This window comes from bacterium, assembly GCA_019695335.1.
Lineage (GTDB): Bacteria > CLD3 > CLD3 > SB21 > SB21 > JABWBZ01.
Genome location: JAIBAF010000020.1, coordinates 43,138 through 54,500, shown reverse-complemented (window position 1 = coordinate 54,500; position 11,363 = coordinate 43,138). Strand labels below are relative to the sequence as shown.

General features: G+C 40.7%; 5 protein-coding genes. All 5 read left to right on the top strand.

Annotation, left to right across the window (positions count from 1 at the left end; genetic code table 11):
• Window positions 1-390: hypothetical protein (locus K1X84_07220; protein ID MBX7151413.1), on the top strand; the 390-nt coding region annotated here is incomplete at its 5' end.
• 2 nt (window positions 391-392) lie between these two features.
• Window positions 393-3,365, top strand: a complete 2,973-nt coding sequence (locus K1X84_07215) for a DEAD/DEAH box helicase family protein (GenBank protein ID MBX7151412.1) — start codon at window positions 393-395, stop codon at window positions 3,363-3,365.
• A 459-nt stretch (window positions 3,366-3,824) separates the two neighbouring features.
• Complete coding sequence (locus K1X84_07210) at window positions 3,825-4,028, top strand: helix-turn-helix domain-containing protein (protein MBX7151411.1); 204 nt, start codon at window positions 3,825-3,827, stop codon at window positions 4,026-4,028.
• Between the two features lie 624 nt (window positions 4,029-4,652).
• A complete protein-coding gene (locus tag K1X84_07205; protein MBX7151410.1) occupies window positions 4,653-5,312 on the top strand; it encodes a hypothetical protein in 660 nt (219 codons plus the stop codon).
• A 1,338-nt stretch (window positions 5,313-6,650) separates the two neighbouring features.
• Window positions 6,651-11,360: a T9SS type A sorting domain-containing protein gene (locus tag K1X84_07200; GenBank protein MBX7151409.1), complete on the top strand. Its 4,710-nt coding sequence runs from the start codon at window positions 6,651-6,653 to the stop codon at window positions 11,358-11,360.
• Window positions 11,361-11,363: the final 3 nt, after the last annotated feature.

The following is an 11,363-nucleotide window of genomic DNA, read 5'->3' as shown; positions in this document are numbered from 1 at the left end:
AATAAAGGTAATTTGAAAATGGCATTGCAAACCTTCATAGACATTATAAAATTAATACCCGAAATTTTATTACTATTTGGCAAAAAAAAAGAAAAGGCGGTTGATGCGTTGGTGAGCTTACGAAATGCAATTAGAGAAACAAGAAAATTTATAGCAGAAAGCGGCTATGAGCCAAACACTGATTTAAGCATGCTTTGGCTGGATGCTTTTGGCAAGATTAAAAAGGCAGGTATTTATTCTGAAAGTGAGTTCCCTGATTCTTTGTACCATAAGGCGAGATTTTGGGAAAACCCAAAAATGTGGCTTAGAGAATCAGGCTCTTTGGAACTCATTCCAACTTTAATTCAACTTGAAAACGAATGTGATTTACTCTTTGAAAAAATAAAATAGTAATGGCCCGACCAATTCACACAGAAGTAACATTCGAAACCGCCATAGTAGATTACCTGACCAAATGCGATTGGCTTTCAGGTCGCGCGGAGGACTTTAATCGGGAAACCGCTCTGGATGAAAAGAATGTTTTGGCTTTTCTCCAAGATTCACAGCCGAAAGCATGGGAAAATATTAAAAAACTCTATCAAGCCGATACCTCCGCAAAAGTCATTTACCGCCTTTGCAAAGAATTGGAATTACGTGGCTCGCTTGATGTCATTCGCAATGGTTTCACCGATAGTGGCGTGCGCTTCAAGATGGCCTATTTCAGACCTGAAAGCGGGCTGAATCCCGAAACGATTGCGCTGTACAATAAAAACCGCCTTATCGTTACCCGGCAAGTTCACTACAGCACCAAAAATGAAAACTCCATTGACTTGCTTTTGAGTTTGAACGGCTTGCCCGTTGCGACCGTCGAGCTAAAGAATCCATTCACCGGGCAAGACGTGACGAATGCTGAAAAGCAATATATGTATGACCGCGACCCGCGCGAATTGCTGTTTCAATTCAAAAAACGCGCGTTAGTTCATTTTTCTGTTGACCCCGACCAAGTTTATCTGACCACAAAATTGGAAAGCGAGCGTACCCGTTTCCTTCCTTTTAATAAAGGCTTTAATAACGGCGCGGGCAATCCGCCGAACCCTGACGGCTACAAGACGGCCTATTTGTGGCAAGAAATCTGGCAAAAAGACAGCTGGATGGATATTATCGCCCGTTTCCTTCATTTACAAGTGGAAGAAATTACCGTAGATGGAAAAAAATTTAAAAAAGAAACTATGATATTTCCGCGTTTCCACCAGTTGGAATCTGTACGGAAAATGACAGCCGATGCCAAAATATACGGCGTAGGAAAAAATTATTTAATACAACACTCAGCCGGAAGCGGTAAAAGCAATACGATTGCATGGCTGGCGTATCATTTATCGAGCCTCCACAATAAAGAAGATAAACGCGTTTTTGATTCGGTCATTGTCGTGAGCGACCGGAATGTCTTAGACCAGCAATTGCAAAACACGATTTATCAATTTGAACACAAAACAGGCGTTGTTCAGTGCATCAAGGAAGATTCAAAACAATTAGCGGAAGCTATTACCGCAGGGACAAGCATTGTCATTACAACATTGCAGAAATTTCCGTTTACGCTCGACAAAATTAAAGACCTGCCAAAGCGGAATTACGCCATAATCGTTGACGAAGCCCACAGTTCGCAAGGCGGCGAAGCCAGCAAAAAGATGAAAGAGGTTTTGTCTGCAAAGTCTTTGGAAGACGCGGAGGTTGAAGATGGAATAGAAATGGAAGACGGCGAAGATGAAATTCGTAAATCTATGATAGCGAGGGGCAAACAACCGAACCTTAGTTTCTTTGCTTTTACAGCTACACCCAAAAACAAAACGCTGGAGGTTTTCGGAGCGAAGAATAACAACGGAAAACCGGAGCCGTTTCATCTCTATTCCATGCGGCAAGCTATTGAAGAAAAATTCATTCTGGACGTATTGCAGAACTATGTAAGCTATAAAACATATTTTAAACTCTCGAAGGCCATCGAAGACGACCCTGAACTGAATAAGAAAAAAGCCAGCCGGGCAATTGCGCGTTTTGTCTCTCTGCACCCGCATAATCTGTCCCAAAAAACAGAAGTAATGGTTGAACATTTCCGGCAAGTGACATCGAAAAAAATTGGCGGTAAGGCCAAAGCAATGGTCGTGACCAGTTCACGACTTCACGCTCTGCGTTATTACTTGGAATTCAAAAACTATATCAAAGAAAAGAATTATTCGCATATAAAAGCTTTGGTTGCTTTTTCAGGCAAGGTCATTGATGAAGGCTATACGGAAGGCGTGTCGGAATCTGAACTCAACGGATTCGGCGAAAAGGAATTGCCTGACAAATTTAATACCAGTGAATATCAAGTTTTGTTGGTAGCCGATAAATATCAAACGGGATTTGACCAGCCCCTCTTGCATACTATGTACGTGGATAAGAAACTTTCCGGTGTAAAGGCCGTGCAAACGCTTTCAAGGCTTAACCGGACTTGCATGGGAAAAGAAGATACATTCATTTTAGATTTTGTAAACGATACTGATACGATAATCGAGGCATTTCAGCAATACTACGAACAGACTGGCTTGGCAGAGACTACCGACCCGAATCATTTGTATGACTTAAAAAATAAACTCGATGCCGCTCAAGTCTATTTTCAATCAGAAATAGACGCATTCGCATCAGTCTTTTTTAAACGGGATGCTTCCCCTACCAAAGACCAAGCGAAGCTTTACGCATTGACAAGTCCGGCGAAAGACCGTTTTTCAAATTTAAAAACTGAGGAGTTGAAAGATAGTTTCAAGAAATCCTTGATTTCATTTGTAAGGCTTTATTCTTTCTTGTCTCAAATCATGCCTTTCCAAGATGTGGAATTAGAAAAATTCTACTCGTATGGACGTTTATTATTGAATCGCCTGCCCAAGACTGATGCAAGCGAACGGCTAAAATTAGATAATGATGTGACGTTGCAATATTATCGCTTGCAGAAAATAAGCGAGGGTGGTTTAGTCATGGAAAAGATGGGTGAATACAATCTTAAGCCTATGACCGAAGCCGGAATTTCAAGGGATAAAGAAGAAAAAGCAAAGTTATCACAAATTATTGAAGTATTGAATGACCGTTTTGGAATGGAACTGGACGAAGCGGACAAGTTATTTTTTGACCAAATTGAGACGGAATTACTAAAAGACGAAACTCTCATGAAGCAGGCTCAGACCAATTCAATTGAGAATTTTAAATTCGGATTTGAAGACAAACTCATTTCGACGCTTATTGACCGCATGGAAGATAACCAAGATATTTTTCAGCGAATCATGGAGAACACTTCTATCAAAGAAACCGTAGCTGACGTTATGCTCAAGAAGATTTACGAGAGGTTTAATACGAAGTAAAAAATTCTCTTGGCAAAGATTTCGCTAATAGGCTTGAGTGACAAAATCCATGAAGACTTCTTTATTTTGTATGTATAAGGTAAATCCAGTTTTATCTCATAACATTCCATTATCATTCGAAAATCCTACGCAACTCCCAATATAATTACACTTACAAAAGGTAGCTTGTATTAATTTGCACTAAAAAAACGCTTTGAAAAAAAGGCTTTGAGACTGAACGATATTTGTTTATCTTATTCAAGACTGAACAGTATTTGTTTGTATTAATTGATAAACACCGTGTTGTTCTTTGAAATACAGGGATGGAGTGAGAAATGGGAGATATGAGGTCTTGCCTATCTTTTGTATTTTTATTCAGAGAACAAAGGTGACTACTTAGTAATTTAAAAAATAACAATAAAAAAAGGTGCAGAAGAGTTGTATAGACTCTTTTTCACCTTTTTTTTTTAAGGAGAAAAAATGGATAAATGTAAATTTCTTAGTGTCAGCGAGGCTGCGAGTTACTTAGGCTACTCAAAATGGACTATTTACGACCTTACGCGTAATCGCCGGATTAAATATTACAAAGGCAAGCGATTTATAAGATTTCTTCAAGAAGACTTGGATAGATTCCTTGAGGTAAAATATTTACCAATTGACGTTTTAAAATCAAAATATAACTAAATAAAAAAAGCGGCCTCAGTATCAGTGAGTTCCGCTTTTTAGAAAGAGTACCAAATGCGCACATATTCTACGCCAAAAATGGGACTGATGCAAGAGTCATTTTCAAATCGGTCTCAGATTGAAATTACGAGTTCAGGAATTGTTAATTGGCATGACGGCAAACAATCCCGTAATATCGGCTGGATAATTGGAACAACATTTCACTGCGAACGCCTTCCGACAAAACATCTCCACAGAAAATCCAATGCCTACGGCTTCAATTACGAGCTACTCAAAGGCAGTTCATTTACAACAATCATAATCCACCTACCCTTTGGTAAGTTCCTTCAAACAAGTCGAGAGACTGTCCTCCGCAAAGGGTTTTTTATGCAGTTTTCCGGTTTTGAAAAGCAGATTTTTTTGAAAGTTAACGACTTCGGAATTGATAAGGAAGTACCTTCAGAAATAGTCATGTCATCTCAATTAGAGATATTTTAAGAAATGCGGATTCACGTTGAACTGTCAAAGGAAATAATCAAACAAAAGCTTTATAAACCATTTAGCTTTTGGATAGCTGCCCGATACTTATTTCCAATCGGAAAATTTACTCCCAGCTTTACCAATATGAACACTATGGGGCAACTAATGAATCGGAAGGAAAGAACAGTCAGAAAGTATCTGGCAATGGCGAAATCATTGCATTGGGTTCGCCCCGTCGATTCTGCTGGCTGTTATTACTTTACGAGCTATCAGAGGCTTTTGTATGATTTTTCCATTGAATCTGCTTCCTGCTTCAATTTCAACGTGGAGGATTTGCCTCTCATGAAAGAGATATTTTTTTCGGTCAATATTGAGCATTTAGTAAAGTGGCGGAGGCATCATCATGGCAAGGGCACACACGGCGCGAGGTTTTATACTTTGCGCCAGTCCTTCAATAAACGGGATAGCTTAAGCGTTGACGCGCTTGAGCCTCACTATACGCCTGATATGCTCTCCGTCCGCTATTTACAGAAGATGTTCAATATATCGGCTTCGACCATCCACAACAGGAAACTGAAAGCATCAAATTGTAGTCTTTTGAATTACGCTCATAATCAGATAAAAATTGATTGTTCGGATAACCGAATTGTTACAGGCCTTCGCGCTTTTCACCAATTGGGAAGCCGGATAGTTTATAAAGACGGGCAATATTTTCTTAATCTGAGCGATTCATTCAAGTTTGAACGGCCAACTAAGTTTTTTTCATCGCCTATTCGGTGCTCCAAAAAGGATTTTTTGCGCAATACGCGCGTACGGGAGAAATAGCCTATGGTTCTAATCTACTTTAATATTTCTAAAAAAGGAGTAACCCTTATAAATCCCGTATCATTCGTTCAGATTTGTGCATTTCTGTTTCGTGTGGTATTGGTCGATAAACCCATAAAGTAGTTTAAAGTAGTATGCTTTCAAGGTTAAAAAGTGAGTTTTCCGCCGCCATAAAAACTATCGTAACTCCCCTTTTTTCTGGACTCAAAAAATTAATATTTGCTTTCAGTTTGAACTTGCTCTCGTAATCTTCAAACCTTATCTTAGAATGTGCTAAACTTCCACGTCAAAAAAAACTTTATTAAGAAACCGTTGGCGATTAGCGGCTGTGGAAGGTCTTGCACGTTGTCAGCGGTTTTTTCATTTTACAAAGGTAAAATATCAAGTCACAGTGCCCCATTTAGTGCCGCAAAGGGTAAGAGCTTGACCGTAGGTTTAATAAATTCCGTAGCTCAGCTGGATAGAGCATCTGCCTTCTAAGCAGAGGGTCACAGGTTCGAGTCCTGTCGGGCCTACTTTTATCGACAAATCTCATTACAGCTCTCTAAAACTAAGGTATTTTCCCAATAACGTACCCGGCTAATATTGAAATAACTGATTTGAAAGTTAATAAACTTAAGGTTTTTTTATAAAATAAAATATTGACTATTAGATAATTAATTTTTAACATTTCGATGACACAATTAGGTCAATAACAACTGAAAAGCAGTCGTTATAACCAAATTCAGACCCAAACGGGGTAGTTAAAACTACCTATCTTTGCTTTCCTACATTCATTAATTTTTTAAAAAACACCTTTCATCTAACACAAGTATCCGTTGGATGAAATGAATTAACTTTCAAGGAATAATATGAATAATTTAATTCTTTCCTTGATCCGTTATTTTCTTTTTTTCATTTCTTTTGTAATCACGACTTGCACCTCAAGTCATTCAACGAAAACATTCCAGAATGAAAGTGATTACAGAACCTTAGCGACTTCAAAATTTCAAGGACAATTTGACGTATTGTTTAATAGCGACTCCACCTATGTCCTTTGCAGCCATTCATCAAAACCTACCGCTTTAAATCCCAAGAAAAGTGTCAGTTTTTTTATTTATAGCTTGTCTGAAAAAAAGATAGTCTATGAAGAATCCATTGCCGACGGAAGTGTGCGTTGGACAAGTCATAACGAAGTCGAAATACTTTCAAAAACCGGGCACATGACATCGGAGAACGAATCCGGAGTCCACCTATTTATTTTCAACGTATCTCATCATACTAAAAAGCAAATAGATCAAAATTCGCGCGATCAATAAGTATTCATAGCATCCTAATCACTGAATAAAGGAGAGAGTTATGAGACAACGTTTTCTATGGTCAACCGGACTATTATTGACCGGAATTGTACTGTGTGTCGGTCTTGTTGGTGTGATCGAAAAGCCGATGCCGAACAATACACCGATGGCTTTCATACCAAACAATTTATTGCCAACAAAAAAGCGGGTTCAAAAACATAAACAAGAAAATCATGAAAGTGACAATCCCGAAGGATTTGTCCAATTTCAGCATGATATCCGAACCAAAGACGGACAATCGACGCCCGCATACATATCCAATTATAGAATCAAAGAAATGATCAAAGCGGGAATCTTAAGTTCTGATGCTTCAAGCCAAACATCGAGAAAATTGTTGAAAAGTTTCGATGCGTTGCCTTGGGTGGAGAGAGGCCCGGCTAATGTGGCCGGCCGTACGCGCGGACTGATTATCGATCCGGATGATGCGACGGGTAACACATGGTTTACGGGATCCGTTTCTGGCGGTGTTTGGAAAACTACCAATTCCGGTGCATCGTGGGAAGCCAAAGCTCCTAATCTGCCTAATTTATCGGCCACTTCTCTGGCGATGGCTGCATCCAATCACGATGTGATTTATATGGGTAGCGGCGAAGCGTTTACCGGAAATGGAAAAGGTGACTTTTATACCTATAATTCCGGCGACGGCATTTTTAAATCGACAGATCACGGCGAAACATGGTTTCAATTAGCCAACACGGCCGGCAATTCTCATTTCAAATATGTTAACCGTGTCATCGTAAGCCCAACAGATGAAGATTTAGTATTGGCTTGCACCACAGACGGCATTTACCGCTCGATTGACGGTGGCGATAACTGGGATCAAGTTTATTCCAGTTCCAATTCAGTTCAACATATCATCGCCAATCCGTTAAATTTCAATACACAATATGCATCGGTCAATGGTTTTGGCGTCGTGCGTTCATTTGACGGTGGTCAAACCTGGGCCAGTGCCAAAACCGGTATTGGGGGAGTAAGCCGACTTGAATTGGCCATTACTGCTCTAGATACTAATCGAGTTTTTGCCGCTGCTGAAGTCAGTAACAGTACTTGTGATTTATATGTGAGTGATGATCGTGCATCCACTTGGCTACTCGCCAAGAGTACTGATGGCAAAAATTGGTTAGAAGCCCAAGGTGATTACGATAACACAATTGTCGTTCACCCCTATTCAAAGGATACTGTTTTTGTTGGCGGTGTTGTAATGCTGAAAATTGGTTTAACGCCTGTCATTGATACGGTACTTGTACGAACGGCCGATACAATTGGTACATCATCATTCCTGACATTTACTAATTTCGGGCTGGGACATCTAAACGGCGGTATGGGAACAGGATTTGGCGGTTTCGGAAGCACTAACCCTACAAATTTGGCTGCGGCTGATACAACGTTTGATGTAGAAATTCGTTTCGGATCTGGAATTACTCAAAAAGCACATCGTTTTATGACTCAAAGCAAAGGAGCCGGACAAACAACCGCCCAATACAGTTATCTGGATTATGTTGACGTTCCATTTCAGGCATGGGATATTACAAATAACAGGCAGTTAATGATTTCATTCCGCGATGAAAAACGTGATGGAGCATGGGATTTAAGTCCCTCATCTATTGACTCAATCTCATCAACATTTAGAGAATACACTTTCATTCATGCCGTCACTTATAGTTCATCGGTTGCAGATCCTAATATAGCTGTTACCGGAGGCATCAAATACAAAGAAGTTTGCGAATTTGGCCCTCGGCCGCCTACAGATACAACTCCTTGGAATCCAAATAGTTTGCCAAATTCAAAAATAATCTTTACTGCACTCAAGAGTACAGCATCACGAAACAGAACAAACATTACAGTATCCAATCCCTATAATTTTCCACCTTATAATACTAAATATGGTTTTATAAATGGAAATGTTCACGTCGATCACCATAATTTGGCTGTTATACCCGTCGATCAGGCAACCAATAGTTTCAAAATCGTCAATACCAGCGACGGTGGAATTGCTGCTTCTACCAATAGCGGTAAAACATGGACAATCGATCAGACGACCGTTATTGGATATAATACGACTCAGTTCTACGGAGTCGATAAGAAGACGGGAGCGTATGAATTTATTGGTGGTACTCAGGACAATGGTACATGGAAATCGCCTGCAGGGTCAACCTCTACAAATACGTCTTCGTGGACTCGAGAATTAGGCGGTGACGGATTTGACGTAGCGTGGAATCCCGTACGAACCAATGAAGTTTTGGGAACGATCTATAATAATGCAATTTATAAATCAACTGACAACGGAACATCTTGGTTCGACGCCACCAGTGGCCTGACGGATCAGGATAATCTCGGACCTTTTGTTACACAAATTGGCCGTTCGAAACAAGATCCCGACCTTATCTTTGCCGCCGGAGCCAGCGGCGTGTGGAGATCAGACGATTTTGCGAATACGTGGAAACTGAGTACCGTCAGCACCGCTAATTGGGGTTTTAACGGGAGTATTCATTTTGTAAAGATCGGACAGAAAAATCCCCAAATTGTCTGGGCAGGTGGACGTATGTCCGCGTCAGGAAAAATTCAGGTATCAATCGACGGTGGACTTACTTTTACAGCCACTAATAATTATACGACTGCAACCTTGGGCCGGCTATCAGGGTTAGCGACACATCCGACAGAAGATTCAACTGCGTTTGCTCTATTTTCTTTTGCCAATTCTCCGAAAGTATTGCGAACAACCAATCTCGGACAAACGTGGGAAGACATTTCCGGATTTGGCGCTAATTCATCAAGTAGCAATGGGTTCCCAAATGTAGCTGTGTATTGCTTGCAAGTTATGCCGCATAACTTGAATGAAATCTGGGTGGGAACAGAAATCGGATTATTCATATCGACAGACAATGGTGCAACGTGGGCTTTTGCCAACAATGGACTTCCGCCAGTCTCGATCTGGCAACTCAATATAGTCGATGATGATGTAGTCGCTGCAACATTTGGCCGCGGAGTTTGGTCAGTGAATATACCCGATATCCCGACATTACCGGTAGCCACTTTAGCGCCACGAATCAATTCATCGGGCCAAAATCCGAACGGAAAAGTAGCAGTCAATGTCAGTTTGCGCTCGGCATACGATTCAACATCGGTCATAATTAATCAGGTTAAAATAGCAACCATCGGCACTAATACAGTCAAGGACACTGCTTTGGAAGTAACAACTCTGATCTCCGGCAATGTACCGGTCCAGATTGTATCCTATAAGAACGGAAATACTTACAAATCTTATGCGCAAACTATCCAAATCATTCAAGCCAATGCTCCTCAAACAAAATATGTCAACAACTTCAATTCCGCCAGCAGTGATTTTACCGGTAATGGTTTTTCCATCACAGCACCCTCAGGATTTTCTAATCCGGCTATTCACACAGCTCATCCCTATAGCGACAATCACGAACTTATTTACCAATTGAACGTCCCTGTAATTGTTGCAACGGGAACATCTAAATTAGTCTTCGATGAAATTGCGTTAGTGGAACCTGGTGATCCAGGGACTGTTTTCGGGGATCCTAATTTTTGGGATTACGTCATTGTGGAAGGTACAGCAGACGGTATTACATGGATACCTCTAGAAAACGGGTGGGATGCACGCCTCCAATCAGTCTGGGTAACAGCTTTCAATAACAACGCAAACGGAACGCCTTCGCTTTTCCGCCGACATGAAATTAATTTATTAAGCAAATTTTCTGCGGGAACGCCAATTTTTATTCGTTTTCGTCTGTTTGCCGATGAAGCCACTAATGGATGGGGATGGGCCATCGACAATCTCAATATCAATGGTGATCAGACTTCACCCAGCCTCGTATTGGGAGTTCTGGCCTCACCAGTTGTCAATGTGATTCGTTTTGCCGTGGGAGCCGATGAAAGCATTATTTCCGTTGCCTTATCGGTTAATTCCACTTCGATTACTTTGACAAAACAAGGTAACTTATATTTTGGAAATTATACGATTACGACTGTCGGCAGCCTCAACACGACAGTTTCAGCCACGGATTCGACGCTTAATCCATCCAGTTTTTCACGTTCGTATACAATTTCGCAATTGTCCAAATCCACTTCATATCATAACTATTCATTCAGTGGAAAAGGTAACGGATACATTTTATTAGGCCAATCCATGGCACTGAATGTCCCGCCAAACTTAAGGTTAATCGGATTGCCTGTGGACGTCGCTGTAACGGGAAGTTATGCTGACTTGAAAGCGGAATTTTCCTATGACGCAGGTACGGTGCGTATAGAGTATACGGATTTCGATGAAGCTAAAATTGGATTATATCAATATACCAACGGTACATGGCAATATGCCGGCGGAATGGGCGACAAAGGAAAAGTTGCCGCTGCTGTAACATCGAATCAGATCGCCGTATTTTACAATCCGGATTTTGATGCAACACCTAAGGACTTTGCGTTGGAAAGAAATTATCCGAATCCATTCAATCCAACAACGAATATCCGTTACTCCGTTCCGGCTGAAAACAGAGTTGTCATTAAAGTATACAATATGCTTGGTCAGGAAGTCCGTACTCTGGTCAATGATGTCAAACCGGCTGGTAAATTTGAAGTGGCATGGGATGGAAGGAATAATGCAGGTCAGAGCGTTGCAAGCGGCGTATACATCTACCGCATGGAAGCCGGCCAATTCAACAAAGCTCAGAAAATGCTTTTTATCAAATAAAAT

Coding starts and splice junctions, on each gene's coding strand:
- K1X84_07200 (MBX7151409.1), top strand. CDS start 6,651: ATGAGACAACGTTTTCTATGGTCAACCGGACTATTATTGACCGGAATT.
- K1X84_07205 (MBX7151410.1), top strand. CDS start 4,653: ATGAATCGGAAGGAAAGAACAGTCAGAAAGTATCTGGCAATGGCGAAA.
- K1X84_07210 (MBX7151411.1), top strand. CDS start 3,825: ATGGATAAATGTAAATTTCTTAGTGTCAGCGAGGCTGCGAGTTACTTA.
- K1X84_07215 (MBX7151412.1), top strand. CDS start 393: ATGGCCCGACCAATTCACACAGAAGTAACATTCGAAACCGCCATAGTA.